Annotated in this window: 24 protein-coding genes and 1 pseudogene; 5 read left to right on the top strand and 20 right to left on the bottom strand. The window is 67.0% G+C overall.

Annotated elements, in window-relative coordinates; translation table 11 throughout:
- Window positions 1-104: 104 nt before the first annotated feature.
- The 8 genes from EV663_RS14180 to EV663_RS14145 form a co-directional block, all read right to left on the bottom strand.
- Complete coding sequence (locus tag EV663_RS14180) at window positions 105-779, bottom strand: YcbK family protein (protein WP_132953000.1); 675 nt, start codon at window positions 777-779, stop codon at window positions 105-107.
- Between the two features lie 73 nt (window positions 780-852).
- Window positions 853-1,161, bottom strand: a complete 309-nt coding sequence (locus tag EV663_RS14175) for a hypothetical protein (protein WP_132952999.1) — start codon at window positions 1,159-1,161, stop codon at window positions 853-855.
- Between the two features lie 32 nt (window positions 1,162-1,193).
- The gene (locus EV663_RS14170) at window positions 1,194-3,119 is read right to left on the bottom strand and encodes a DUF2793 domain-containing protein (protein ID WP_132952997.1); all 1,926 of its coding nucleotides are present in this window, start codon (window positions 3,117-3,119) and stop codon (window positions 1,194-1,196) included.
- 21 nt (window positions 3,120-3,140) lie between these two features.
- Window positions 3,141-7,139 (bottom strand): baseplate multidomain protein megatron, encoded by a 3,999-nt coding sequence (locus tag EV663_RS14165; RefSeq protein ID WP_132952996.1) that lies wholly within the window; start codon window positions 7,137-7,139, stop codon window positions 3,141-3,143.
- Window positions 7,140-7,147: 8 nt separating this feature from the next.
- Window positions 7,148-7,582, bottom strand: coding sequence for an NlpC/P60 family protein (locus EV663_RS14160; RefSeq protein ID WP_132952994.1), 435 nt, complete (start codon window positions 7,580-7,582; stop codon window positions 7,148-7,150).
- On the bottom strand, window positions 7,579-8,463 hold the full coding sequence (locus EV663_RS14155; RefSeq protein WP_132952992.1) for a DUF2163 domain-containing protein: 885 nt from the start codon (window positions 8,461-8,463) through the stop codon (window positions 7,579-7,581). Before EV663_RS14155 ends, EV663_RS14160 begins: the two co-directional genes overlap by 4 nt.
- The gene (locus tag EV663_RS14150; RefSeq protein ID WP_132952990.1) at window positions 8,460-9,086 is read right to left on the bottom strand and encodes a DUF2460 domain-containing protein; all 627 of its coding nucleotides are present in this window, start codon (window positions 9,084-9,086) and stop codon (window positions 8,460-8,462) included. The genes EV663_RS14155 and EV663_RS14150 overlap by 4 nt, the downstream gene beginning before the upstream one ends.
- Before the next feature lie 9 nt (window positions 9,087-9,095).
- Window positions 9,096-11,558 (bottom strand): phage tail tape measure C-terminal domain-containing protein, encoded by a 2,463-nt coding sequence (locus EV663_RS14145; protein ID WP_132952988.1) that lies wholly within the window; start codon window positions 11,556-11,558, stop codon window positions 9,096-9,098.
- 83 nt (window positions 11,559-11,641) lie between these two features.
- Between EV663_RS14145 and EV663_RS14140 the strand changes: the two genes are divergently transcribed.
- Entirely contained in the window at window positions 11,642-11,842 is a 201-nt protein-coding gene (locus EV663_RS14140; protein WP_132952986.1) for a hypothetical protein, read from the top strand.
- Window positions 11,843-11,877: 35 nt separating this feature from the next.
- On the opposite strand, the gene EV663_RS14135 is transcribed toward EV663_RS14140, so the two are convergent.
- The 4 genes from EV663_RS14135 to EV663_RS14120 form a co-directional block, all read right to left on the bottom strand.
- Window positions 11,878-12,051 carry a DUF7697 family protein gene (locus EV663_RS14135; RefSeq protein WP_425057147.1) on the bottom strand — a complete coding sequence of 58 codons (174 nt, stop codon included), beginning with the start codon at window positions 12,049-12,051 and terminating at the stop codon, window positions 11,878-11,880.
- A 68-nt stretch (window positions 12,052-12,119) separates the two neighbouring features.
- The gene (locus EV663_RS14130) at window positions 12,120-12,557 is read right to left on the bottom strand and encodes a hypothetical protein (protein ID WP_132952981.1); all 438 of its coding nucleotides are present in this window, start codon (window positions 12,555-12,557) and stop codon (window positions 12,120-12,122) included.
- 2 nt (window positions 12,558-12,559) lie between these two features.
- Window positions 12,560-13,498: a phage tail tube protein gene (locus EV663_RS14125; RefSeq protein ID WP_132952979.1), complete on the bottom strand. Its 939-nt coding sequence runs from the start codon at window positions 13,496-13,498 to the stop codon at window positions 12,560-12,562.
- 22 nt (window positions 13,499-13,520) lie between these two features.
- Window positions 13,521-13,943 (bottom strand): acyl-CoA transferase, encoded by a 423-nt coding sequence (locus tag EV663_RS14120; protein ID WP_132953004.1) that lies wholly within the window; start codon window positions 13,941-13,943, stop codon window positions 13,521-13,523.
- Window positions 13,944-14,061: 118 nt separating this feature from the next.
- Here EV663_RS14120 and EV663_RS14115 point away from each other — a divergent pair, with 118 nt between their 5' ends.
- Together EV663_RS14115 and EV663_RS14110 are read left to right on the top strand one after the other, a co-directional pair.
- Window positions 14,062-15,699: an EndoU domain-containing protein gene (locus EV663_RS14115; protein WP_132952977.1), complete on the top strand. Its 1,638-nt coding sequence runs from the start codon at window positions 14,062-14,064 to the stop codon at window positions 15,697-15,699.
- Window positions 15,696-15,923, top strand: coding sequence for a hypothetical protein (locus EV663_RS14110; RefSeq protein ID WP_132952975.1), 228 nt, complete (start codon window positions 15,696-15,698; stop codon window positions 15,921-15,923). Before EV663_RS14115 ends, EV663_RS14110 begins: the two co-directional genes overlap by 4 nt.
- 46 nt (window positions 15,924-15,969) lie before the next feature.
- Here the strand turns inward: EV663_RS14110 and EV663_RS14105 are convergent, their stop codons facing one another.
- From EV663_RS14105 to EV663_RS14080, 6 genes are read right to left on the bottom strand one after another with little or no spacing between them, the layout of a single operon-like run.
- Window positions 15,970-16,599 (bottom strand): DUF6441 family protein, encoded by a 630-nt coding sequence (locus EV663_RS14105; RefSeq protein ID WP_132952973.1) that lies wholly within the window; start codon window positions 16,597-16,599, stop codon window positions 15,970-15,972.
- 6 nt (window positions 16,600-16,605) lie between these two features.
- Complete coding sequence (locus tag EV663_RS14100; protein ID WP_132952971.1) at window positions 16,606-16,920, bottom strand: head-tail joining protein; 315 nt, start codon at window positions 16,918-16,920, stop codon at window positions 16,606-16,608.
- An 11-nt stretch (window positions 16,921-16,931) separates the two neighbouring features.
- A complete protein-coding gene (locus EV663_RS14095) occupies window positions 16,932-17,957 on the bottom strand; it encodes a major capsid protein (RefSeq protein WP_132952969.1) in 1,026 nt (341 codons plus the stop codon).
- A 49-nt stretch (window positions 17,958-18,006) separates the two neighbouring features.
- Window positions 18,007-18,387: a head decoration protein gene (locus tag EV663_RS14090; RefSeq protein ID WP_132952967.1), complete on the bottom strand. Its 381-nt coding sequence runs from the start codon at window positions 18,385-18,387 to the stop codon at window positions 18,007-18,009.
- Window positions 18,388-18,430: 43 nt separating this feature from the next.
- A complete protein-coding gene (locus EV663_RS14085) occupies window positions 18,431-19,741 on the bottom strand; it encodes a S49 family peptidase (protein WP_132953002.1) in 1,311 nt (436 codons plus the stop codon).
- Window positions 19,741-21,126, bottom strand: coding sequence for a phage portal protein (locus tag EV663_RS14080; RefSeq protein ID WP_279432548.1), 1,386 nt, complete (start codon window positions 21,124-21,126; stop codon window positions 19,741-19,743). Before EV663_RS14080 ends, EV663_RS14085 begins: the two co-directional genes overlap by 1 nt.
- 126 nt (window positions 21,127-21,252) lie before the next feature.
- Between EV663_RS14080 and EV663_RS14075 the strand changes: the two genes are divergently transcribed.
- Window positions 21,253-21,810, top strand: a complete 558-nt coding sequence (locus EV663_RS14075) for a DUF3489 domain-containing protein (RefSeq protein WP_132952965.1) — start codon at window positions 21,253-21,255, stop codon at window positions 21,808-21,810.
- 84 nt (window positions 21,811-21,894) lie between these two features.
- On the top strand, window positions 21,895-22,635 hold the full coding sequence (locus EV663_RS14070) for a DUF4145 domain-containing protein (RefSeq protein ID WP_165910204.1): 741 nt from the start codon (window positions 21,895-21,897) through the stop codon (window positions 22,633-22,635).
- Window positions 22,636-22,658: 23 nt separating this feature from the next.
- Here the strand turns inward: EV663_RS14070 and EV663_RS14065 are convergent, their stop codons facing one another.
- Together EV663_RS14065 and EV663_RS14060 are read right to left on the bottom strand one after the other, a co-directional pair.
- A complete protein-coding gene (locus EV663_RS14065; protein ID WP_132952961.1) occupies window positions 22,659-23,912 on the bottom strand; it encodes a site-specific DNA-methyltransferase in 1,254 nt (417 codons plus the stop codon).
- Window positions 23,913-23,998: 86 nt separating this feature from the next.
- Window positions 23,999-24,385, bottom strand: a pseudogene (locus EV663_RS14060) (IS66 family transposase); the annotation flags it as partial.
- Between the last annotated feature and the right edge of the window lie 94 nt (window positions 24,386-24,479).

Below are 24,479 nucleotides of genomic sequence, written 5' to 3'. Positions count from 1 at the left end.
TCGAAGGCGTCACATTCACCGACGGTGTCGCCGAGAACGCCACCGAAAACCGCGCCGCCTGATCAGGCCGCGTCACCCATAATCCCGCATAGCTCGCCAAAGGGTCACCGCTGGCCCCGTTTCCAGTCGTCGAGTCGGGCGTGGATGGTGACGGCGATGCCGATCAGCGCGATGGCGATCAGCACCCAGCGCAGGGTGTCGAGATAGGGTACCAGTGGCTGGATGGTGGACTGCGTCACGGCAAGAACGTCCTGCAACACTTCGACCCCTGCCGCGCCGAATGTAGCGGCACCCGCCGCACCCCCACCGCGCAGAGTGCGGCTTTCCGACAGGACTTCGCGCGCGGGCGGCAGTTCCGGAGCGAAGGGCACCGCTCGCGCCGGGAACGGATCGCCCCAGGACCGGGCGGGCCCAAGGTCGATGTGAATGAAGCCCGACCGGGGGTAATAGCCAAAGCCGAGGAACCCGACTGCACGGGCCGCCGCCTCGAAGGTCACCGGATCGTGGTTCGCCATGGTGATGTCGAAGGCGGTGGCCTGCATGTGTTTCGAGGCCGGAGCACCGTCGACGGCCCGGTTGTGTTCCGGGCTGCGATAGGCCGAGCGGATGATCAACGGTTTGCCCAGCCGGTCGCGCAGGGCTTGCAGCTTGTCCATCGCTTCGGTGTTGATCTTGATCGCGCCGGTGCCGCGGCAGGCGATTTCGGCGGCCGAGAAGTTCGGCCAGCGCCAGGCAGTCGCGGGCACATCGCGCCAGTGGGGGTAGGTCAGGGTGGGCATGGTGGATCCTCCAGATGAAAAAACCCGCCTCGGGGGCGGGGGACATGGTCGTGGTGCTGGTATCGTTCGTCAGTCAGTCGGATCGGCCGCGCTGGAAGGCGTCGAAGAGCATGTCCCGCATCGAGCGGATGTCGGTTTCGATCCGGTCGAGGCGGTCGCCATCGACCTTGCGATCTTCGCTGCGCTGGCGGTCGATGCGGTCCCGGTCGGCGATGAGTTCCCGGTCGAGGCGGTCCAGCAGGGCCTCGTTGGTAAACGCTTTGCGCGTGATCGCCGCGATCAGGGCCATGGTGCCGCCGATCAGGGCGGTGAGCGCGGCGGTGATCCCGTGGTCCCGAAAGGCCCGCGCGACTGCGTCGGCGAGAGTGGTCTGGTCATCCATCATGGTCCTTTCCGGCCACGGTGCGTGGCGCTTCAGTAATCCGTCTCGACGTAGACGCCGGAGCAGTCATAGGCGACGGCTGCGGCGGTGCTGCCGTTGTTGAGGTAATTGCGCGGGCTCAGGAGCTGAGTTGCTGCGGGCATGTCGGTGGTGATTGTCGCCTCGGCGACCGCGCCCGAGACCTCCTCGACCACGCGGATCCCCACCGCGCTGTCGTTCGGGGCCGCCGCGATGTAGAGGGTCAGGACATTCGTCGTGCTGGCCACAGGGAAGCCCGCGCCGAGGTCGATCAGCGTCGGCGCGCCTGCGCCGTCGTTGTGGACGATCTGCCAGTTCGCATGGGTGCCACGCTCGAACCCTATGCCCAGCGCGTTGACGACGGCCGAAAGGGTGAGGGTCGTGGAGAGCGCCGCGACCGATCCGATCAGGCCGAAAAAGCCCATGCCGGTCGGTTGCAGCGTGACCATCGACAGCCGGTTCACATAGGTGAAGCCGCCCAGACCCTCCGCATTGCTGCGCCAGCAGACCCATCCGGCCGAGCGTTCCTCGGCCACTGCCCCGGCCGTGGCTGCGGAGGTCATCCGCCAGCGACGCATGGAGGTGGAGAGGTTGGTCGTGGCCAACGTCGGCGTCGCCGCCGTGCCGACGGCCGTGCGCGGCATGCCGTTGGTGTTGATCGTCGTGCTGGTCGAAGGCGCCCATGTCGCGATCCGGTTCACCCCGAAATGCGGCTGGAGCGGGAAGTGGCGACCGGAGGGGCGTTCGACATCGAGCCATCCCATCCCCGCGCGGTCTCGGGCATAGAGCGCGAGTTTGCCTGCGGGCGGCGGCGAGGGGACGGCATCATGGGCGGGCAGGACGACCGGTTCGGCCAGTTCGACGCGACCGTTGGTGCGGTCGACCTTGAATGCGTCGAAGAAGGCAGACCCATCCGGGCTGACCTTGAAGCTGAAATCGTCATTCCCGAGCAACCCGATCAGCGCGCGGGCCGAGAAGCCGGTCTTGAAGGCAAAGGCCGCGTCATTCCCGGTCGTAGCCTTGTTGACCGTCGCCTCGATGCCCGCGCCTGCGTTGTTCAACAGCACGGCCGGGGTGTTCACCGACAGCCGATTGTAGCTGTCGGCCGTCGCCCCGCCGAGGCCAAGAAGCTGCGCCGTCAGGTTCGCCTGGGGCATGCCGACCTGCGTGACGGCGTTGGCGAAGGTGACGGTGGGCGTGTTCACCACCGTTGTGCCGCCCGCCCCGGCCGTGGCCGAGCCGATGTTGACGACCGTGGTCGATCCGGAAGCGCCGCCAGTCCCGAGGTTCACCGTCTTGGTGATGCCGGTGGTCGTCGCACCAGTGCCCATCCCATAGGTGGCCGTCGTCGTCGCCGTGCCGATCGAGGCGCTGGCGGCCGAAACAGTGACGGTTCCAGACGCCGTGAGCGTCCCAGAGAAGGTCTTGTTGCCGGTGAAGGTCTGGGTGCCTGCAAGGATCGCCAGTTCGGACGAGGTGTTCGGCAGGGTGAAGCTGCGCGTGGTGCCGGTGCTGATCCCCGCCAGCGAGAAGGTGGCCTTCTTTGTCGGGTCCGCATCGTTCACCAGGCTGAAGACCGCGTCCGAGACATCGCGCGGCTCGCCCACGACCTCCCAGACGCTGCCGCTCCAGACGAGGAACAGGCCCTCGGCTGCGACCCAGACCAGCCAGCCGGTGCGCGGCACCAGCCGGATCCACGCGCCGTCAACCCAGAAGGCCACGTTCAAGTCCCACCCAGCCCAAAGGCCGGTGGCGCCCGAGGCCACAAGATGCCGGTTCCCATCGGCGGGGCTGGTGGGCGGGGCCGTCCGCGTGCGGTCGAGAACGGAGAGCTGAACCATGGCGTCGAGCAGGCGCAGCGCCTCGTTGTGCGTGACATGCTTCTGCGCCTGCGCGGCCAGAAGGTATGGCAGGCCCAGATGGGTCGTAGTGTCAGACATGGGGATTCCCGTGGATTGGGATCAGAATTGCAATGTGACCGCGGCGGGGGTGCCGCGGCCGAGGCGGTTCGAGAGCTGGTAGATGCGGATCGCCAGCACCTGGCCGGGCGCGAGCGGCGCGCCCCAATCGGCGGTCTGCTGGGCGGCGGTGTAGAGGACGGAGGTCGTGATGCTGGTCAGCGTGCGCCTGACGGTCGTCCCGTCGAGGATCTGCACATCGTAGCTTTCCACGTCTTCGGCCAGCGGCACCTCGACCTGTTCCCAGGCATCGGCAACCAGCGCGCGGGATCGCCGCGTCCAGCGGATGGTGAGATCGCCCGAGCTACGAGCCGTTCGCCATGGCTGCTCGACATGGACCGTGGCGAAGGGAACAAGCCCCCGGCCAGTGGGGGTGAAGCCCAGCGCGGCATAGCTTGCATCACTGACCGCCCGGGCGGCCGGGCCGACACGCCAGTTCCACGGTAGTCCGAGATCGGCCTCGGCGATGGGTAGCGAGGCCAGCGTCGTGTCAAGCACCACGCCCCGCGCCCCGGCCGGAGCCGGATTGCCCATCGCTTGTTCCGTCCCGCGCTGGCCGCGCAGGAGGCGGGTCAGGCGATAGCGGCCGGGGGCGATCAGTTCGGCCGCGCCCGCCTGCACGATCTCCCACCGGCCAGCGGCACTCTCGACCGCAAGCGCATTGGCCCCGCCGAATAGGGCGACGTCCGTTACGCTTTCCAGCGTGCCTGACAGCAGATCGACCACCAGCGCGTTGCCCAGATCGAAGCGGGAGGTGGGACCGGGAAAGAAATCGAAGGCCAGCGTGCCGATCCGGGCCCGACTGCCGAAGGTGGTCAGCAGATTGAAGCCATCCGTGGATGCGCTGCGGAACACTGCGATCTCGCCGGGCCAGGGGCTGGAATGGGCCGCGATCAGGGGGCGATGCGAAGGCTGGTCCTCGGAAATCTGCGGCAGGTCCAGCATCACCACCTCAGGCGTGCCGAAGACGACGGGGCTGGCTAGTGACGCCGGGCGGGGATCGCCGGGCGGCAGATCATAGGCGGCACGGTCCTGGCGCACCGCCTCGATCCCGCGTGCTTCGGCATCGGCTACGGACACCAGCCGGAACTCGACCTCCCGGCCGTCATGCGCGAGCCGGATCACGTCGGCTGGATCGAGGGCGAGGCGTGATGGCGGAAGGCGGAAGCTGGCGCTCTCCCGGCCGATCCAGGCTTCCATCAGCGCGCGGCGGCAACGGCGCTCGGCCTCCTCGGGCGGGATCGCCATCGGGAAGCTCTCGGAGGCGATCCGGGTGGTGTCGACTGTGATCCTCCGCGCTTCTACCAGCGCGGCATCATAGTCCTCGTCCGCTCGCGCGACCTGCCACTTCAGCGCCTGCGGCAGTTCCGTCTCCTGCGCGCGAACCAGTTCCAGCGCCTCGCCTTCACGGCTTGCGACCAGATCGTCGATGGACAGCGTGGCGAGCGATGCCCGGCCGCGCATGACAAAGCGGATCACGCCCTCGGTCTCTATGGCATCGAACCCGAAATGCCTTGCCAGCGTGGAAATTGACACGCGCGGGCTTTCCAGCGCGCCGATCACATAGCCTTCGACCGCGCCCCAGAGGCCGGAAACGTCGATCAGGCTTTCCGCCAGCCCAGCGCGCAAACAGAGGTGGCGCACGAGGGCTGCCAGTGACACCGCACCAAGCCGCCCGGTCAGCCAGTGCCCGAGCCGCCAGTTAGGGCCGTCCGTCCAGACACCGGTCAGTTCGGGGAAGAATGGATAGGGTCGCGCGTCCCAGGTCCATGCGGCGCATTCGGGCACATGGACCATCCGGCCGCCATAGATCGCCGATACGGGATTGTTGGCCGGGGTTCCCCACCAGAGGTAACTTGCCTCCAGATAGGCACGCTGGATCGCGTCATCGCGCCAGCCACGGGAGAAATACGGGGTGAAGCTCTCGGACGACTTGGGGTCGAAGAACACGTTCGGCTGGTTCGTGCCCCGGTCGATGGCCGGGCAGCCCAGTTCCGTGAACCAGACGGATTTCGACTGCGGCACCCATGCGGTGGGCGTACCGCTCTCCACCCCACCGGGCCGGTTGAAATGCGGGTTTGACCACCAGGCGCGCAGATCCTTATAGCGGAAGACCCAGGGCTTGCCTGCGGCACCGTCCGTGATCGGCGTGCGGATCTGCGCCGAGCGGTCGGCGACGCTGGCGTAGAACCAGTCGAAGCCCTCGCCACCCGCGATGTTCGCCTGCAGGTAGGCCCGGTCATGGATCGCGGGCCAGCCTTCAAGGGCATCGGCATGGTCGAAGCCGTCGCGCCAGTCGGAGAGCGGCATGTAGTTGTCGATGCCGATGAAGTCGATGTTCGCGTCCGACCAGAGCGGGTCCAGATGAAAATAGACGTCGCCGCTGCCGTCGCCGGGCTGGTGACCGAAGTATTCCGACCAGTCGGAGGCATAGCCCACCTTGGTACCTGGCCCGAGGACCGCCTTCACATCGGCCGCCAGTGCTTTGAAGGCCGTCACGGCCGGATAGGCACTTGCGCTGGACCGGATGGTGGTCAGGCCCCGCATCTCGGTGCCGATCAGGAAGGCGTCGACCCCGCCCGCGACGGCGCAGAGATGGGCGTAGTGAAGAATCATCCGGCGCAGGCCCCAGTCACCTGCGGGGCCCGTCCAGCTGACACTGTCGCCCGACACGGCGAATTGCGCCGGGGTGGCCGCGCCGAAGAAGGCTGCGACTTGCGTTGCGGCGGCGGCGGTCTTGTCCGCCGTCCCGGCATAGCCTGCGGCCGGGGAACAGGTGATCCGCCCGCGCCAAGGGAAGCTGGGCTGACCCGGCGTCGCGGCATTCGCGCTGTAGGGGTTCGGCAGCGTGTTGCCGGGCGGGACGTCCATCAGGAGGAAGGGATAGAGGGTGACGCGCAGCCCACGCGCCTTCATCTCGCGGATCGCCTGCACCACCGCGAAGTCGGCAGGCGTCCCGCCATAGACCGGACGGTCCTCGGCATCTCGGCTGACGAGATGCGCGTTCGCCCGTGCCACGCCATTGACCGACCAGACCTTCGGGCTGGTGACCTTGGTCGCGACCTCGACGCCCGGCTTGATCGTGCAGTTGCCCGCGCGCAGGTCATTGCCGAACCATGCGACGACCAGGCTGACGCTTTCGACGGCCGGGGCCATGGCCTGCAGCCGGTCCAGCGCCACGACGATGTCAGCCTCATCGGGCAGCGCGTTCAGGTTCTCGGCCGAGGTGGTGCCGCCGGTGGTCTGGCCGAAGACCGTGGTCGTGGCTCCCACGGTCTTGCGGACAGCTTCGGTCGAATAGGTGAACTCACCCGAGGCCGGGATCATGGTGACGGCCTTGACCAGCCCCTCAGCGGTGTCGGAATCCGCCAGAGGCCTGAAGACCTCGAAGGACAGCTGCGGCAGGCGGTTGCCGTAGGTGGAAAGCGGCAGTTCCTCGAAGACGACATATGCCGTGCCGCGATAGGCCGGGGTATTGGCCGCCCCCATCTTCGCCGCGATGAACGGATCGGCCGTCTGGGTCTCGTTGCCCGGATACCAGCGCCAGGTGATGCCGGTCATGTCGAGCGGCTTGCCGTCGGCCCAGATGCGGCCGATGCCGGTGATTGGGCCTTCACACAAGGCGACAGTGAAGGACGCATAGTACAGATACTCGGTCGTCTGGACCCGGCCGCCCCCGCCGCCCTTGCCGCCACCCTGCGTCGTGGTCTTCGTCTCCTCGCGGAAATCGGTCGCCCAGATGATGTTGCCGCCAATGCGCATGCGGCCGTGGAGGCGCGGGATGATCGCGCCTTCCGTGGCCGAGGTGATCCGCAGGGAATCCAGCCGCTGGCCCTCGATCTTCTGCGCCGGGGCCAGCGAAGACACGATCCAGCTGTCAACCACCGACCCGATGGTCGATCCGATGAAGCCGCCGATGGCTGCGCCAGAGAAGCCGAGGATCGCGCCGCCGAACGCCCCGCCGATGGCGGAACCGACAGCGCCGAGGACGAGCGTGGCCATGGGAAAACTCAGCGTGCAGGGAACAGGAAGGCAAAGGCGATGCGCCGCCGCCATGCGGTTGTCAGCGGTTCCTCGATCACGCCGAGGCGTTCGTAGGCGTGAAGCAAGGTGTCGGGGCCGGTGAGAATGCCCACATGCTTGGCGATGGCGCGGGGCATCATGCGGAACAGGATCAGCGCACCGGGCCCAGCCTCGGATGGATCCAGTTCCAGCATCATCCGTCTCGCGCCGTCGGCCAGCACCTCGCGCGGCCCCGTCTCACCCCAGTCTCGGCTGTAGGGCGGAATGGGAAACGGTTCCGGCCCCACCACCTCGCGCCAGATGCCGCGCGCGAGGCCGAGGCAGTCGCAGCCGACCCCGCGCAAACTGGCCTGGTCGTGATAGGGCGTGCCGAGCCAAGACCGCGCGACAGCGATGACGATTGCAAGATCAGCGGTGTTCAAAGCACCGCCCCCTCATGGCCACCATCCTTCGTCGCATAGCGAAGGAGTGCGTCCTGGCCCGGGATGTGCGGGAATCCCCGGAAGTTGGCGACGTTGGCGAACTTTGTCCCGCAGGTCGCGATCCGCTTGTCGCAGCCCGCCCGGACCACGAAAGCATCCGTCGCTGTGAACGGGCGCACCGGTGCTTCCAGCAGGGTCAGGATCGCCACCCCGTCGACGAGGTCGTGCGACAGCACCTCGATCCGCCGCCCGGCATTCGCACCGGTCGACCATTCCACCAGACCGAAGGCAAACCAGCCTCCCGGGAAGGTGGCGAGGCCGGATGCCGTGAAAGCTCGGTCGCGTAGCACATCGATCACCGCGCCGCTGCCCTTGAAGGCCGGGGCCTCGAGGTTCACGCTGCAGCGCGGATCACCCAACGCTGCATCGCAGCTGGCCTGGAACGTCCTCCCGACCGTCTGGCCGAGCACATGGGCGAGGCTGCGCACTTCGGCCACGAAGGCCAGCCGCCCGCGCCGGATCTGGCCGATGGCCCCGCGTCGAAGGAGTACGCGCTGCGCCGGGGCCGACCAGTTCACGCGCCAGACCTCGACTGCCGCATTGTCCCATCGGCCATCGAGGATGTCGGTCTCGGTGATCCGGTCCGACGACAGTACCCCTTGGGCATCCTGCGCATCGACGGACAGGTCCGACCCCGAGCGCACCTCGGAGGCGGTCAGACCGCTTTCCGGTTCGAACTCGGTGTCGTCAAACGACAGCGTCCGGTCGTGGTCGGTGAAGCCAAAGGTCACGCCGTCCGCCCGCGTGATGCGCCAGCACCAGGCAAGTGTCGTGGTGCCTTCGTCAAGGTGGGCCTGCAGCGCCGGGTTCAGGGACTTCATGTGCGGATTTCCACGAGAGGGATCGAGGTGATCGAACCGAGGCGTTCGAGATCGAGGGTGACATCGAGGGCGTCGGTGTCGAAGCGGACGGGGACGTCGAATTCGAAGCCTGCGGTGATGGCGACGCCACTGGCGGGAGCCGTGGTGAAGGTGATGAGGCCGGTCGTGGTGGAAATTGACCAGCCGGAAGCCTGGGGCGTGCCATTCAGGGCGATGGTGACGGTTCCAGCGACGGGTTTGGTGATGGCCCGCGTCCAGGACTGCGCGCCGGAGGTGTATCGCTTCGTGAGTTGATACAGGGTGGCCGCCCCGTTGCCGGTGCCGATGGGCTGGTTGGTCGCCCCTGGCGTCTGCGACGGCAGGCAGGACTTGAAATCGGCCCAGTCCTTGAAGCGGAAACCATGCAGGCGCCCGTTGCGGGCCTCGAAGAAGGCGACCACCGCTGCCAGATCGTCGGCGCGGCGGATGCCGTAGGCGACGCCATAGCGGCGGCGGCTGTTGGCCCAGCTGGCGTTGCGTTCCTCGGCCCCGGAGGCCAGTTCGATGATCTGCGTGCGTCGTTCAGGGCCACCGCGCGCCCCGCGGCTGATGTTGTCCGGAAACCGGACCTCGTGAAATGCCATGGCTGATCCTCACATGCCGCGCCGACCCAGCGACACAGCGCGGGCGATGTCGCTGGCGACCTGCGTTCGCGACTGGCGAAAACTCTCGGCGTCGCGGGCGTTGATCGTGACATTGACAGTCGAGCCACCCGCCTGGCCGTACCCAGCCGCCTCCTGGCGCGAGAGAACCCGCTCGCCGCGTTGCAGGATCGCGGGAACCTCGTCGGGCCGCAGACCAGCCCAGCCGCCGGAATGCATGCGCGGCGCACCTGCAAAGGTCAGCGCCGGGACCATGCGTCCGGGACCAGGGGCACCGACCATCCCGCCCGCATGCAGGATGTTCGCGAAGATGCCGCTTGCCCCGCCCAGCGCGCCGGAAAGGGCGTTGGCGATGGGACCGAGGATGAAGCGCCGGGCGGCGAGCTTCGCCAGATCGGCGATCATCGAGGTCACCAGATCGCGGAAGTCGAGCTTGCCGGTCTTCACGAAGTCACCGATGGCGTTCTCGGCGCTCTGGAAGGCCCCGACCAGCGCGCTGCCGATATCGCCGCCAATGTCGCGCGCCCTCGCGGCATAATCGGCGAGGGCCGCCGTGACCGCCTGCCAGCCGGTGAGGGCCGTGTCCGCACCCTCGGCGGCCGCAGCCCCGGCGTCCCGCGCGGCACCTCCCGCGCCATCGGCGGCGGTGGCAGTGTCGTTCAGCCCAGTGGTCAGGGCATCGGCCGAAGCGGCTGCATCGGCAAGTGCTGTCTCGGCCTCGGTCCCTGTGCCGGTGACGGCATCCTTCAGCGCCTGCCAGCTGGCGAGCGGCCGACCCGCGGCATCAGCCAGCATCCCGGCCGCTTCGCGATAGCCATCGGCCCGGGCGCGGGCGTCATCGGCCATGGCGCCGAGGCCAAGATCGGGCGGTTCCAGATAGGTGCGTGACAGCGCGGCAGAAAAGGCGTCCGCCGCCGCAGCCCCTGCGGCCGTTGCCGCGCCTTCAAAGGGATTGCCGATACGCCCCAGCTCCACCGGATCGAGTATGCCGATCCGCACGCCGCCTTTGCCTGTGGCCCACTCGGGCAGCAGCGCGAGGGCCGCGTTCAGGGTCTCGATGAAGCTGTTGATGCGCGTGACGACGCCGTTCAGCATCGCCTCGACGCCGGAGATCAGCCCGTTCGCGGCCTGGAACGCGAAATCGCCAATGGCCCCGGGCAGACTGCCCCAGATGGCAACGGCCGCGTCATAGGCGCCCTGGAAGATCGCCGCCGTCCGGTCGCCGAAGCGGACGACGCCAGCGATGGTGCCTTCGAGTGCCGACAGTCCGGCCGCCTTCAGCCCCTCCCATCCGGCTGCCATGCGGGCGAGGACCGCGTCCAGTGACAGACCGATGCGGGACCAGACTTCGCGCGCCAGATCGCCGAGCAGGCGGAATGCTTCGCCCACCCCGCCGACACGCGTCACCAGCTGCGAGAACTGATAGACCAGCTCGCCCGCGCCGACGATCAGCGCCCCGATACCGGTGCGGATCAGCGCACCGCGCAGGAAGACCAGAGCCGTGGCGAGGCCGCGCACGGAGAGGGCGGCGGCGGCAAGCCCTGCGACCCAGCGCCCGGCCATGACGGCAGCGAAGGTCGCGGCATAGGACGTCAGCCTTCCAAGGTTGCCGATCAGCGTGTCGAGGGCCGACCGCAGGATGCCACCGTCTGACGCGAGGGCGACGAAGGCATCGGCCAGCGCCTCGATGGTCGGGGCCAAGGCGACCGCGATGCGGTTCCGAAGGCCGTCGAACACGAGGGATACGGTGCCCAGCGCCAGTTGGGTGCGGCGCAAGGCTTCCAGCGCATCGCCGTCCAGAACCGCCCCGAGATCGGACGCCTGGTCACCCAGCCGCGCCATCTCGGCCCCACCATTGCGCAGGAGCGGCAGGAGGCGAGTCGCGTCCGAGGCCATGGCCTCAAGATAGAAAGTCATCTCCTGCTGGCTGAGACCGGCGTGTTCCAGCGTGTCGACGTAGAGCTGCAGGGCTTCGGGGCCTGAGAGTCGGGCGAACTGGTCGGCGGTGACGCCCACGCGCGGGGCGACATTCTCGAAGAAATCCGCCATCGGCCCGCCGCCGGTCTGCAGGAAATCACCGACCCGGTCATTCACGTCCGTCAGGATGTCTGCCAGCTTCTCCTGCTCGATGCCCACCGTGCGTGCCCCGGCCGACCAGCGCTGCAGGGCTTCCGGCGTCGCATTGGCGACCTGCGCGAACTGCCGGATTTGGGCAGCACTCTCGGCCGTTGAGCGAACGATGAGGCCGAGCGAAGCCGTGGCGGCGGCAGCAGCGGCCCCGAGCGCCAGACCCGCCCGGCGTGCAAAGGCGGCCAGCCGGGTGTTGGCCAGTTCCATCTCGCGCGACAGGCGGCCAAAGCCGCGCGCCCCAGCCTCACCGACACCTTCCAGCTCAGCGCGCACGCGACGTCCGCCCTCCGCCACGAGGCGGACGGAGACCTTCTTCTCAGCCATGAGGAAAACCTTGATTCTGTGGTAAGTGCTTAGGGCGGAGGGCAGGACTTGGAGTCTCTGTTTCAGTTGCCAAAGGACTGACGATGATCGGCCAAAGCCAAAGCACGCAGCACGGCGATGAAGAACCCAAGCCCACCGATCAAGCGGGGCTCGGGTTGCCACTGCGTGGATTTGATGAGGGCGAGGAGGCACAGTCCCGTTCGCTTCCGGCAAAGCAGGACCTGAAGGGACTGGCGCGTGGGGCTGTACCAAACGGCTATCGGGATCGATCTGATCGAACCTGAAACATGCGCGCGGCGCGCTGGTTGGTCTCATGGCGTCAGATCGGGGTTATCCCCGTTGAACGCTCGGCCATCTGCTCGTTCAGTTTGCGCACCATCACCGCCTCGATCTCGGACAGCAGTTCGGCGGTGATCAGTGCGCTAACGCCCAGCGCGTGTGCCAGTGACAGCGCGGCACCCATGTCCCATCCGATGACGGCGCCCGGCGCGATGCGCAGTTGGCCGCCGAGGCGCTGGGTCAGGTCCCAGACCTGCCAGCCCTCGACCGTCTGCGGCCGGTTCAGTCTTGCGGGGCAGTCCGGGCAGGGGCCTGTGCAGGCCGCGCAGTAGCCGTCGCCCCCGCCGAAGGACCAGTCGGCGAGGGCGCGGAGGCGTTTTTTTCTGCGTCCAGCATCAGACCACGGGCGACGTATTGCGCCTGAAAGGCCTCGAACACCGGCCAGATTTCGAGAAGGGCGTCGATCCCGGCCGGGCTGACCGGCACGAGGTTGCCGTCATCGTCACCGACACCTTCCCAATCCAGCACCGCGCGGCGGGCGACGGCCTTGGCCATGGCCAGCGCCATGTCCTCTTGGTTGGAGCTTTCCGACAGGTCGTCGATCAAGGGGTCCGCGCGAGCGGAGACCATCAGTGCCGTGGTCAGAGGGGCCACGAGGACGCGCAGGCCGGGTAGCAGGTCCAGCCACTCGGGCCGGTTGGACAGGTTCAGGCGGATCATGGTCAGTATCCCGTGACGGTGTTGACGAGGACGGCGGTGCACATGCGGGCGGGGCTGGTGGCCTTTGCGGCCTGCCAGTCGAAACTGGCCTGGATGCCCTGCGGTCCGGGGATCTCGATCCGCGGGACGGGCAGGTAGACGGCATGGGCTGTGAAGGTGAAACTGGCATTCGCGCCGAGGCTATAGGCGAACTCCAGTTCGCAGGGCGTGCCGTCGATGGCTTGGGTTACGAGGGCGCTATCGGCGAAGCGCACCTCGATCCGGCCGGTCAGGGCCGCCATACCAGGATCGGCGCCTTCGATCTTGCCGTCGTTGCGGATGGTCTCGATCCGGTCGAGGCCGTTGGCATAGGTAATCTCGGCCGAGACGACGTTGCCCAAGGCGGAGCCGTTGCGCTTCACCACCCCGTTGAAATGGCCGAAGCGCTGCAGGCCCAGCGCGGTCGGCGTGCCTGCGGCCGTGGTGGCTGCGATGGCTTCGCCTTGCGCGATCAAGCGTGCCGTGGCGGTCAGCAGGCCCGAGCGGTTCATTTGCCATGACAACTGGTCCATCACGCAGCCCGCATACATCGCGAACCGCGGCACCTCGGGCATGGCGACTTCGATGGCCATGGAGGGCAGCGTCCAGTTCCCCGACTGGAAGGTGTGGGTCTTGGGCGTGGTCCCTGTCGTTGTCGGGGCGCCGAAAGCGGCCTTCAGCCAGAAGCCGAAGGCCTCCACATCGATCGGCACGACCACCTCGCCATCGGCGGTGACGGCATCCTTGATCGGGGCGAGGGGATCGCGGCCGTAGCCCAGCAGTTCGCTGTTCAACAAGGGCTGTTCCGCGCCGAGCGTCGTGCGGGCGAAGGGCATCAGCCGATAGCCGCTGGCGGGCGGGGTGCCGTAAACCGTCTCGAACGCAAGCGCCATCTGCGCCCGCGCGCCGTGTGCGCGTGCCATGGGGGTCTCCTATGTGGGGGTGTCAGGCCAGGGGGCCGGTCGAGGTGTAGTGCAGGACGACGGTGATCACCGCCGCTTTCAGCGCCGCTGCGCCCTCAACCGGCAGGTCGACCGAGGCCGGGGCCTCGGGTTCGATCCAGTCGCAGAGGCCGCCCAGCGACCGGTCGGCTTCCATCGCCGCGCCGATGGTGGCGATCAGGCTGTCGAAGGCGCTGGCCCGGCCGGTGCCCGCCTGGACGACGACCTCCAGCTCGGCCCTGTGCTGGTAGTGATACCGCAGGGGCGACAACGTCACCTCTGGCTCGCCCGGCTGACCGTCGCGCAGGATGATCAGCCCCGCCGCCGGGATCCGCTCGGGCAGGACCTCGTCACGCAAGGTGAGGGCGGCAAGCGGCTGCAGCCGCGCGTGCAACGCGGCGAGAATGGCTTCGCGGGTGGTGGGCATTGACATAAACCTCGCAGCCTCCCTTGGGTCGTTGCCGTGTTGCAGGCACCGTGCGGTGGGGTGAACGCTTCTTTACCAACTGCCGCTACAAACCACCCGCGGGTCAGCGGGAGGTTCCATGCAGCACAATCTACGGGAGTTCCTCCGCCACGGTGGCAACGGGCAGTACGTGTTCGGACGGCAGAACGGGGTCGTGTACGGCTATCGCGCGGGCATTTCCATCAAGTCGCTTTTCCCCGGCTATGCCGACCTGCGCGCCGATTTCACCGACCAACTCGACCGCGTGATCGCCGACAACACCCGGATGCTGCTGAATGCGCTGACGCCCCCGGACACTGTGCCGTGGGTGACCGAAGCAGACCTGCGCGACGTTTCCGATGCGAAGGAGGAGGCGCTGCGCCGGTGGGATGCGCGCTTGACGGCCATCTTCGAGGAATACGAGACCCATCCGCAACGCTTTCGCCCCCTGCGAACCGCCATGGAAGAACGCCTGCTGCGGGCCTTCGCGGGTTTGATCAACCAGCTTCGGCAGCAGGACCTCGGCATCGAGCGTTACATTTGGCGATCCCAGGACGACGCGAAAGTGCGTGACAGCCATGCCGAATACGACGACCAAGTGTTTCGCTGGGACGAGCCACCCGCAGGCGGCCATCCGGGGCAGGCGCACAACTGTCGTTGCTATGCCGAGCCGGTTGCGCCGGGATCACGGAATGATGTGATCCTTGCAGAGTTTGCACCGACGGCAGACAGTTTTCCGAACAGCGGCGGGATCGTACGCAGGCTGGCAAACGGCCTGATAGCTCGGTCACCTGCTGGGATGGCGGCCTATGCTGCGCTGGAAGCGAACAACCTGCTTCAAGGCTTCGTGCAGTCCGCCCGCGAGCGGCGTGTCAGAGAAGCCGCCGCCATCCTGGGTGCTGACCTTGGCACCGTCGAAGGATTGCTCGCCGCGCAATCCTACGCTCAGGCGCTGGTTCTGGCTGAAAATGGTTTCCTGTCCGGTGCCCCGGAACGCGGCGAACGGGCGAGGGTGATAGCCGAGGCCATAGGCTTGTACGAGATGTACCGCCCCGGCCTGTTCACATTGCCCAACGAAAACGCCCTTGACGCGGTCAATCTTGCGCGCCGCCTCGCCGCAGACGCTCTCGCCGCACTGGACGCCGGGCGCCTTGTCATCGACGAAGGCTCACTTGCGCAGGGTTGGGTCGAGGTCTTTCCGGAACTGTCTGAGGATGACCGACGCCTCGGGCAGCTTCCCGGTTTTACGCCCGAACGCATCGAGCAATGGCTGGAAACCTACCCGGCCGAGGTGCTTGGGCTTCCGAACCACACGGGTTCGCCCCCTGTCGAAGATTCTACCGGCAACATCATCTCCACGCCGATCCCGGATGAAGCGGGGCCGAACATCGTGACCATGGAGAACCCGCATTCGATTGACAGCGTCTCTATCCCCGAAGACCGCGCGCGCCATATCCTGGATGGCGAGGGGCGTAGCGGAGGTCATCGATACGGAACGGGCACGCCGGGCAAGACTGAATTTCCCGCAACTTGGTCCGATGATGATATTCTGGATGCCATCCGCCAGGTAGCAGGCGCCGGAACGGTTATCGGTCCGGCGCACCGAGAGGGTGATCTCTTGATCAGCGGCGAGGTAAATGGCGTTACGATACGGGTTGTCGTACGGCCAAATGGGGAAGTGCGAACCGGGTATCCAGTTTCAGGCGATGGTGTCATAGAAAATCCGAGGCGAGAATGACCGACAAAGAAGCAATCAACCTGCTTGAGAAGCAGATCATGGCACTCGTTGCGGCTGGCGTTGATATGTCAATGGATCAAGAGTTCTTCCGTGTCGGGGAGTATGATCTCGCGCTAGAAGGTGTCTACGTCGCACACAAAAAGCATCCGGGTGTGCTCGATGCAAAAGAAGTGCGATCGCTCGTCGACGATTTCGGCATGGACACGACCGAATTCGACCGGTGAGCTGATTCCGGAGTTGACATGAACCTGTTCACACACCCGTACCGATTCACAATCGGCCTTCCACCCAGCCCGACACGATCCGCCCCGGCACGGCGTCGATGGCCCGCTCGGCATCCCGCGCCAGATCGAGCCGCTTGCGCAGTTTGACCTGCGGCACCAAGAGGAAGATCGGCACGGTGGTCAGCCCGCGGCCGGACTTCGCGCGGGATGCCACAGCCCGCCCTCTGCTGTTCAGCCGCCCTTCGGCCACCAGCAGGCTCGGACCGCGGCGGCGATAGATGAACCTCAGCCGCAACCCGGTGCGGCGTTCCCATTCGCCTGGGGTGATGCGGCCGCCGCGCATGGATTTGCCTGCGGCCGGGGTCGGGATGGCCAGCCAGAACCCGTCGCGCGACCGGATCAGCGGCCCGGTGTCATGCGCGCCGACGATCACCGGGGCGTTCGACCAGACCAGCGCCGCGGCGTTCAGGCTCTGGCTGCCCTTGGGATAGGTCGCCAGCCGGATCGAGTTTCCAAGCCGCGTGCCCAGCCCAGCGCCGGTGATCTGGCCGCGCCAGGCGGATTTGAGGCCCGCGCCCGCCTCGCGCATGGCGTTGGTAACTGTCATCTCGCCCGCAGCGACTTCCGCCTGCATCATCGCGACGATGTCAGGATCGATGGTGAGCTTCAGTTTCATCGCGGTTCACGCCGGGCGGAGATCGAGGGTCCAGATCAGCCGTTCCCGGTCGCGCAGCGGTTCCCCCTGGATGACATGGCTGTCCGCGTTGATGACAATCACGTCGCCCGGCCGCGGGGCGGGCAGGTCGGCCACGCGGACATCCACCACGGTCGTGTCGCTGACGAAACGGCCCGCGCCGAAGTCGGTGGCGCGGTCGGGCGCGCGGCGGATGATGCGGATCGGGCGTTCCTCGGACGTGGTGGCCGAGATCCAGAGGGCGGGGGCCGCCATGGAGGCATGGGTGAAGAGGCGGTCCATGGCGGCGGCGAAGACGGACATTGGAAGGCCCGTCAGTTCGAGCTGTGGATCCGGACGGCCAGCCGGGGCCGCTTGTTGACGGGCAGGATCGAGGACTCGGTCATCACGTCGATCCAGCGGCCTTTCTCGTCGAGGTGCTGGCGGGCATAGAGCGGCAGGCCGATGGTGTTGGCGGTCTCCAGGAGGTTCGCCGGGCCGCCATAGGTCGTGAAGGTGTCCATCGTGCCCAAGGGAAAGGCGATGCCCTCGTTCGCCGGGACCAGCCGTTCGGTGGCCTTGGTCGAGAGGGTGACGGTGCCGGAATACTCCTCGAACAGGATGCCGCCGAAGGGGAAGTTCCGCCGCACGTCCTCGCGCAGCGGCTGGGCGCCGGTCGAGGCGTAGAACTTGTAGGCCTCCTCGGTTTTGGGGTGCGCGATCAGCTTGTCGAAGAACTCGCGGCTGACGAGGGCATGGACGGAGGTCATCGCTTCGCCCAACAGATTGTCCTCGATGGCCCGCAGCACCTCGCGCACCTTGCCTTGCAAGCTGGTGCCTGCGGTGCCCAGCACGAAGTCGACGGAGATCTGGGCGAGGCCGAATTCGGTGAAGTAGTTGTAGAGCGTGGTGCCCGCGCCGTCCTTCACGATGCCGCGGAGCGCGTTCATCTCCATGTATTCCCGCGTCTGGGCATGCTTGCGCCGCATCAGCAGCAGCTTGCGGTTCATCACCTCGACGAGGGGATCGGCCGCGTCGAAGGCGCCGCCCAGCGCGGGGGCGCCTTGGATGTCGGCAGGCAGGACCACGTCGTCATGCGGGATCCACGGCAGGGCGAAGGACCGCATCGACCGGCCTTCCCGGGTGCCGACGGTGGCGGGGCCGCCGAGTGGGACGGAGGGCAGGAGGCTGAGGACGCCTTCGTATTGCTCGATGATGACGGACCGCTGGCTGACGCCTTCGAAGCGGAAGAGGCCGATCTGGGCGAGGCGGGTGTAGAGGTTGGGCAGGATGTTGATGGCCTGCGTCATCTCGGCCAGCGAATAGCCGCCAGCGTCGAAGGGGTTGCGGACGAGGGTCATGGGGATGCTCCGGGGGAATGAAGGGAGATGCGCGGCTGGCTGGTAGGCGTCAGACGCCGTCGCGGGCGACGATGCCGACGGCAGCGAGCTGGCCGATCTTGGTGGTGATCTTGGCGGTGTCATCGACGGTGGCGTCGTAGGCGAGGCCCGCGCGCGAGACGATGGCGGGGCCGCGGGCGACGACGATGCCCACGGCGTCCGCGAGGGTTGCGTCCACGGCGTAAAGCAGCACGGCTGTGGCGGTCTGCGCGCCATCGGTGCCGCCGCTGGTGGCCAGCTTGTATTTGCCGCTGGCGGTGATGCGGCCGAGGACGGCGCCGACGGGGTAGGGCGTGCCCGCGAGCAGCGTCACCACCTCGCGGGTGTAGTTCGGGTTGACCTCATATTTGAGGACATCGCCCATGCTGGGCGGTTCCGTCAGGACGGGCATGGTTCAGTCTCCAGGATGTTCGGGGGATGGTGATGCGCCGGGATCAGCGCGAGGCGGCGGCCGACTTTTTCGCGGCCGCGACGATGGGGCTTTCCTTGGTGCCAGCCGCTGGGGCAATGGCGATGATGCCTGCGGCATCGCTGCGGGCGGCAAGATCGGCCAGGACCTTGGCGCGAAGCGCGTCGGGTTTCACACCCTTGGCGACCGCATCGGCGGCATCGATCTGGATGCCAAGGCGCGCGGCCTGCGCGCAGACCTGAGAGACCTCGGCCGCCTCGGCGCGGATCGCTTCGGGCGACATCGCGACCGCCGCCGTCTGCGGCGGTGCGATTGCCGCGGGCGGGGCCGGTTCCGGCGGGGTGCTGGCAGCAGGCGCGAGCGCAGGCTGCGCATGGTCTTCGGGGGCAGTGGTCATCATCGGGCCCTTTCCTCTGGGGGTGGTTGTGCCGCGGGGTGCGGCGGCGAAAGCGCGGAAGGCGGTGACCGGATCGGCCACCTCGTCGGCGAGACCGGCGAAGACGGCCGCCGCGCCGCGGAAGACGGCGGCTTCGGTGCCCAGCGCCCTTAGGGTGTCCAGGCGTCGGCCGCGCCCTTCGGCGACGGTTTCGGCGAAGAGCTGGCGGAGGTCTTCAAGTTCGCCCGCGATCCGGGCGCGGACGGTCTCGGGCAGAGGCTGGTAGGGGTTCGCATCGACCTTGCGCGCGCCTGCATGGATCAGGGTGACGGCGATGCCCTTCTGGTCGAGCGCTCCGCTCATGTCGCTGTGCATGGCCACGACACCGATGCTGCCGACAGCCCCTGTGCGGGGCAGGACGATCCGGTCGGCTTGCGACGCCAGCGCATAGGCGGCCGAGAGGGCGTGATCGGCGACGAAGGCATGGACTGGCTTTTGCGTCCGGGCGGCCCGGATGCGGTCGGCGAGGTCGAACGCGCCCGCCACTTCGCCACCGAAGCTGTCGATGTCGAGGGCGATGCCGCGGATGGCGGGATCGGCCAGCGCCGCCTGCAACTGCGCCGCAATGCCTTCATAGGATGTCAGCCCCGACGACTGCCCGATCCAGGCCCCGCGATGGACCAGCGTGCCTGCGATCTCGATGATTGCGATCCCGTCCACGACGGCAAAGGGCTGGCTACCGTTCCGCGTCTGTCGGGCAGTCTGTTCATCACCGAAGAGCGACGCGCGGGCAGGCAGAGTGGCTGCTTCACGATCCTCGGCCGCGATTTCCAGCCCCTCGACGCTGATCTCTCGCCCGGTGATCCGGGGCCCCAGCCCGGTCAGGAAGGCCAGCGCCTTGGCGGGATCGACCATCAGCGGTGTGTTGAAGACGCGCTGGGCGATCTGGGTGTGGTGCATCATGCGTCCTCCGCGGGCCGGGGTTCCCGGTCCTCGCCGTCGTCATCTTGATCGTTGCCGTCTTGCCGATCCTGCCGCCGGTCCTCGGCATCATCCGGCCCCACACCGCCACCCGCCGCCTGTGCCGGGGATCCCGGCCGCCGGAAGTCGAGACCCAGTTCGGCCTCGCGTTTGCGTTCGGCCGCGATCTCGCGGTCGACCTGTTCGGGGTCGTATCCCCGCTCAGCGATGGCCTGCGTGCGGGATTTCAGGCCTGCTTCGATCTGCAGGATCTCGGCCGCGGCATCCTTGGCTGGGTCGATCCAGTCCCACTTGGTGGGGAGCCAGTCGCAGGCGAGATAAGCACGCCGGTCGGTGGCATAGCCCGGCAGATCGATGGCGCCCGCAACCACCGCCGTGTCCATCCAGCGCGTCCAGACGGCGCGGCAGAGCTGATAGACCATCACCGAATGCTGGAAGGCGGAGATACGGCGGCGGAAATCGACGAGGGCGATCCGCGTGTTCGAGAAGTTGCCCTTGGCGGTGTCGCCGGTCAGATAACCATAGGGCACGCCCAGCGCGGCCCCGATCTGCAGCAGCGTCCGGTACTGGAAAGGCTCATAGGTGCTGCCCGAGTCGGGGGTGGATGGCGTCGTGACATCCTCGCCGGGGTCCAGTCGCACGACTTGGCCCGGTTCAACCTCGAGATCGTCCTCGGCCGGGTCGAGGGCGGTTTCCAGGGCAGGGGAGGTGATGAACATCGCGAACATCGCCGCGGTTTTCTTCCGCTCGAGTTCCGCGTCGTCATAGAGGTCCAACGTGAAGAGCTTCACCACGGCCGCGGCAAAGCGCGACACCCCGCGCAGCTGGCCTGCTTCGACCGGGTCGAGGATGTGGATCACCTCGGACGCGGGCACGCGCACCGTTTCCCCGGCCAGCCTCGGATCGGTCAGGTCGCCCGGATGGCGGCGCAGGAAGTGGTAGGCCACGCGGCGGCCGATCCCGTCGAACTCGATGCCCTGCCGGATCGACCCCGCGCCGGGCAGGACGCGGGTCAGATCCTGCGGCAGCATTTCCGAGGGCAGCATCTGCAGCTGCATCGGCACCGTCAGACCATCTTCGGCACGCCGCGTGCGGATGCGCAGGAAGACCTCGCCTGCCAGAAACACTTCGCGCGCCGCCCGGCGCTGCAGGCCGAAGAAATCGGTCAGCCCCTCGGCATCGGCCTCGTCGGTCCAGGCGAGCCAGAGCTTTTGCAACTCCTCCTTCTTCGCGGCATCAGCGACCTTCGACGACGGCTTGATCCCGTCGCCGACCACATGGTTTGCAAAGGCATCGACCGCATTCGCAGCATAGCCGTTGTTGCGCACGAGCCAGCGCGAACACGCCGCCTGACGCGCCCACACCGCGCGACGGCCGCCCCGTGCGATGACGGGGGTGAGCCCGGACCGTGGCCCCAGTGGGGCCGCGTAAGCCGGGCGAACGTCCGTAGAAGGCGCGCACAGCGCGCGCCCACAGCCACGGAGGCCCCGATGACCACCCCGTCCGACACCCAGTCCCTGATCCTGTCCCGCGCCGCGACCCGGCCGGGCAACCTCGCCCTGCCGCTGCCCGAGGGGCTGGTCGGCGCCGCCGCCAAGATGGTCGTCGGCAAGATGATTGCCCGCGGCTGGCTCGAGGAGGTCGAGGCCAATCTGCGGCGCAGCGAGCCGATGTGGCGCGAGACCGGCGACGGCCACGGCACAACCTTGGTCGCTACCGAGGCCGGGCTGGAGGCCATCGGGATCGAGCCGGTGGTGGCCAACGCCGTCGCCAGTGTGCGGAAGGCGGTGCCGAAGCCGGAACCCGCGGAATTGCCCGAAGACACCGGCACCGCAAAACCGGTCGCCATCCGCGTTGGCACCAAGCAGGCCCAGATCATTGCCATGCTCCAGCGCCCCGAGGGCGCGACGGTCGCCGAGATGGTCGCGGCCACCGGATGGTTGGCACACACCGTCCGCGGCTGCATCTCGGGGGCGCTGAAGAAGAAGCTGGGTCTGCCCATCGCCGCGGAGAAGGCGGAGGGCCGGGGAACGGTCTACAAGCTCTGACTTGCGGCCCAACCAATTGAATAGCCATGACACTTTAGATCCTATCCTGTAGTCTCCAGGCGGACGATGCCTCTTGGTGACTCGATGACTGATGACGCTTCTGCAAAGGACAAACCAAAGACAGCGCGAGAGCACTGCCCTGAGTGCAACGCTGAACGCGTCTGTGACGTTCACGGTCATGTCTACGTGCCATGGCATTGGGAGGACAAACAGAACGGCTATTCGATGAATGGGGGTGTTGACCATTCACTGCTTCAGTGTCGCGGTTGCGAAACTGTTTTCTATTTGCACGATAGCTGGAACGATGAAGACCTGAATTATTGGTATGGCCCAAATGGTGAAACGCAAGGCGAATATGCTCGAACGAAGATCACTTACCCGAAGCCGGAAAGCGCCGCAAAGCCGGTTTGGTTGGACGCTATCGGGAAGATCGATAGCCAGCTTCAGGCGATACTGAACGAAATGTATGTCGCCCGAGACAACGAAGCTTACATTCTGACTGCTGTTGGGCTTCGCACCGCGCTCGATCGAGGTACCGAAGTGCTTGGAATCGATCCGGCAAAGACTTTTGCAGAGAAACTGTCCGACCTACAGAATGGCGGATGGATCGGAGCGACAGAGCACGACATCCTTGAAGTGATAACCGATGCTGGTAACGCTGCCGCTCATCGCGGCTGGGCGCCTGACTCTAAAGATATAGATCAGCTCCTTTACGCAATGGAAGTGTTCCTGCAACGCGCCTTCATCGTTGGCAAAAAGGCTCTGAGCATCAAGAGCACGATTCCCCCAAAGCCAAAACGCCAGAAAGTTGCAAAGACCAGCTAAGTCATTCGAATATTCCGGCTAGTTCAAAGGTTGTCGAAGAGCTTCCTCTTCTTTCCCGTTGCCATTTCCCACCGCCGCACGGCAACGTCGCAGTAGACCGGGTCCAGTTCCACCGCGCAGCAGCGCCGCCCGGTGCGCTCTGCCGCGATCAGCTGGGTGCCGGAGCCGCAGAAGGGTTCGAACACCAGGTCGCCGGGGTCGGAGAAGGCTTCCAGCACCGCCTCGACCAGCGCCACAGGGAACACGGCCGGGTGCGATCCGGCCGCGCCCAACCCGCCCTTGTGGCGCATGATCCGGAACACGCTGTCCGGGATACGGTGGCTCTGGATCGCGTTGCCGTAGCCGGTCTTGCGGTCGACCGTGCCATCGGCCCCACGCAGGCCGCCGCCGCCGAGTGTTTCGCCTGCGTGCTTGCTCTCCACCGTCTTGTTCGGCTTTCGTGGCTGGCGGTTGAAGTGAAAGATGAACTCGTGCGAGGGGGCCAGCCTCCCGTTCCAGTCGCCGGGCAGGCCGGGCCCCTGGTCCCAGACATACCAGCCGAAGCGCCGCCAGCCCTGTGCGCGCATCCAGTCGAGCCAGTCCTCCCAATAGGGAATCCACTCGCCATCGCGATGGACGAGGCCGAGGTTGACCAGCAACTGGGCGTCGGCGGCGCCGGGTGCTGCGGCGAAGACGCCCTGCATCAGCGCATCCCAATCGCCGACCTTCTCCTTCGCCGCGCCATAGTCGCGCTGCTGGGCATAGGGCGGGGAAGTGAACATCAGCGCTGCCTGCGCCCCATCCATCAGCCGCGCCACCACGGTCGGGTCGGTCGCATCGCCGCAGATCAGCCGGTGATGCCCGAGCCGCCAGATGTCGCCGGGCCGGGTGATCGGATCGTCCGGGGGCTCGGGGATTGCGTCGGCTGCGTCATCGTCGATGGGCGCGCGATCGTCGACATCGTTCAACAGCGCGTCCAGTTCGTCCTCGGGGATGCCCATCAGCCCGAGGTCGAAGTCCTCGGCCATCAGCCCGCGCAGTTCCTCGAGCAGCAGCGCCTCGTCCCATTCGCCCAGTTCGGTCAGCTTGTTGTCGGCGATCCGGTAGGCCCGGCGTTCGGCCTCGTCGAGATGGCTGAGCCGGATCACCGGCACCTCGGTCAGCCCGAGCATGGTGGCCGCCAGCACCCGGCCATGCCCCGCGATCAGCTCGCCGTCGTCGGCCACCATGCAGGGAACGGTCCAGCCGAACCTGGCCATGCTGGCGGCGATCTTGGCCACCTGGTCGTCGCCGTGCATCTTGGCATTGCGGGCATAGGGGCGCAGCCGGGCAATCGGCCAGGACTCAACCTGGCTGTAAGCGTCGTCTGACGGTCACCCGGCTTTCAGCTTGACGGCCGGAAATTCCACGGGAGCAGTTCGTCGAGCCGGCTTTGGGGATGGCCGTTCGCGATGGCCTCGAGGGTGGCCTTGAGATAGGCGAAGGGCTCCGCACCGTTGATCTTGCAGGTCTCGATCAGCGAGGCGATGCGGCCCCAGGTTCTGCCGCCCTCGTCGTGACCGGCGAAGAGTGCATTCTTGCGATTCAGGGCAATCGGGCGCACCAGATTTTCGACATTGTTGGAGTCGATCTCGACGCGGCCGTCGGTCAGGAAGGTCTGCAACCCGTTCCAGTGGTTATGGATATAGGCGAGCTTTTCGCCGAGGCGGGACTTGGCGGAGACGCGCAGGCGTTGCGCCTGCAGCCACTCGCCGAAGGCGGCGACCAGGGGTGGACCTGCACCGGTTCTGTTCCGGTCAGGTGCTCATGTTAGGCGGCCCTCTGTTCGAAGGCCACGGGTGATTTCCAGCCGAGGGCTGAGTGTT

Origin of the sequence: Rhodovulum bhavnagarense (genome assembly GCF_004343505.1) — a bacterium.
Taxonomy (GTDB): domain Bacteria; phylum Pseudomonadota; class Alphaproteobacteria; order Rhodobacterales; family Rhodobacteraceae; genus Rhodovulum; species Rhodovulum bhavnagarense.
This window is presented reverse-complemented; position numbering and strand designations above follow the sequence as displayed.

Coding starts and splice junctions, on each gene's coding strand:
- EV663_RS14180 (WP_132953000.1), bottom strand. CDS start 779: ATGCCCACCCTGACCTACCCCCACTGGCGCGATGTGCCCGCGACTGCC.
- EV663_RS14175 (WP_132952999.1), bottom strand. CDS start 1,161: ATGGATGACCAGACCACTCTCGCCGACGCAGTCGCGCGGGCCTTTCGG.
- EV663_RS14170 (WP_132952997.1), bottom strand. CDS start 3,119: ATGTCTGACACTACGACCCATCTGGGCCTGCCATACCTTCTGGCCGCG.
- EV663_RS14165 (WP_132952996.1), bottom strand. CDS start 7,139: ATGGCCACGCTCGTCCTCGGCGCTGTCGGTTCCGCCATCGGCGGGGCG.
- EV663_RS14155 (WP_132952992.1), bottom strand. CDS start 8,463: ATGAAGTCCCTGAACCCGGCGCTGCAGGCCCACCTTGACGAAGGCACC.
- EV663_RS14150 (WP_132952990.1), bottom strand. CDS start 9,086: ATGGCATTTCACGAGGTCCGGTTTCCGGACAACATCAGCCGCGGGGCG.
- EV663_RS14145 (WP_132952988.1), bottom strand. CDS start 11,558: ATGGCTGAGAAGAAGGTCTCCGTCCGCCTCGTGGCGGAGGGCGGACGT.
- EV663_RS14140 (WP_132952986.1), top strand. CDS start 11,642: ATGATCGGCCAAAGCCAAAGCACGCAGCACGGCGATGAAGAACCCAAG.
- EV663_RS14130 (WP_132952981.1), bottom strand. CDS start 12,557: ATGATCCGCCTGAACCTGTCCAACCGGCCCGAGTGGCTGGACCTGCTA.
- EV663_RS14125 (WP_132952979.1), bottom strand. CDS start 13,498: ATGGCACGCGCACACGGCGCGCGGGCGCAGATGGCGCTTGCGTTCGAG.
- EV663_RS14120 (WP_132953004.1), bottom strand. CDS start 13,943: ATGCCCACCACCCGCGAAGCCATTCTCGCCGCGTTGCACGCGCGGCTG.
- EV663_RS14115 (WP_132952977.1), top strand. CDS start 14,062: ATGCAGCACAATCTACGGGAGTTCCTCCGCCACGGTGGCAACGGGCAG.
- EV663_RS14110 (WP_132952975.1), top strand. CDS start 15,696: ATGACCGACAAAGAAGCAATCAACCTGCTTGAGAAGCAGATCATGGCA.
- EV663_RS14105 (WP_132952973.1), bottom strand. CDS start 16,599: ATGAAACTGAAGCTCACCATCGATCCTGACATCGTCGCGATGATGCAG.
- EV663_RS14100 (WP_132952971.1), bottom strand. CDS start 16,920: ATGTCCGTCTTCGCCGCCGCCATGGACCGCCTCTTCACCCATGCCTCC.
- EV663_RS14095 (WP_132952969.1), bottom strand. CDS start 17,957: ATGACCCTCGTCCGCAACCCCTTCGACGCTGGCGGCTATTCGCTGGCC.
- EV663_RS14090 (WP_132952967.1), bottom strand. CDS start 18,387: ATGCCCGTCCTGACGGAACCGCCCAGCATGGGCGATGTCCTCAAATAT.
- EV663_RS14085 (WP_132953002.1), bottom strand. CDS start 19,741: ATGCACCACACCCAGATCGCCCAGCGCGTCTTCAACACACCGCTGATG.
- EV663_RS14075 (WP_132952965.1), top strand. CDS start 21,253: ATGACCACCCCGTCCGACACCCAGTCCCTGATCCTGTCCCGCGCCGCG.
- EV663_RS14070 (WP_165910204.1), top strand. CDS start 21,895: ATGACTGATGACGCTTCTGCAAAGGACAAACCAAAGACAGCGCGAGAG.
- EV663_RS14065 (WP_132952961.1), bottom strand. CDS start 23,912: ATGCACGGCGACGACCAGGTGGCCAAGATCGCCGCCAGCATGGCCAGG.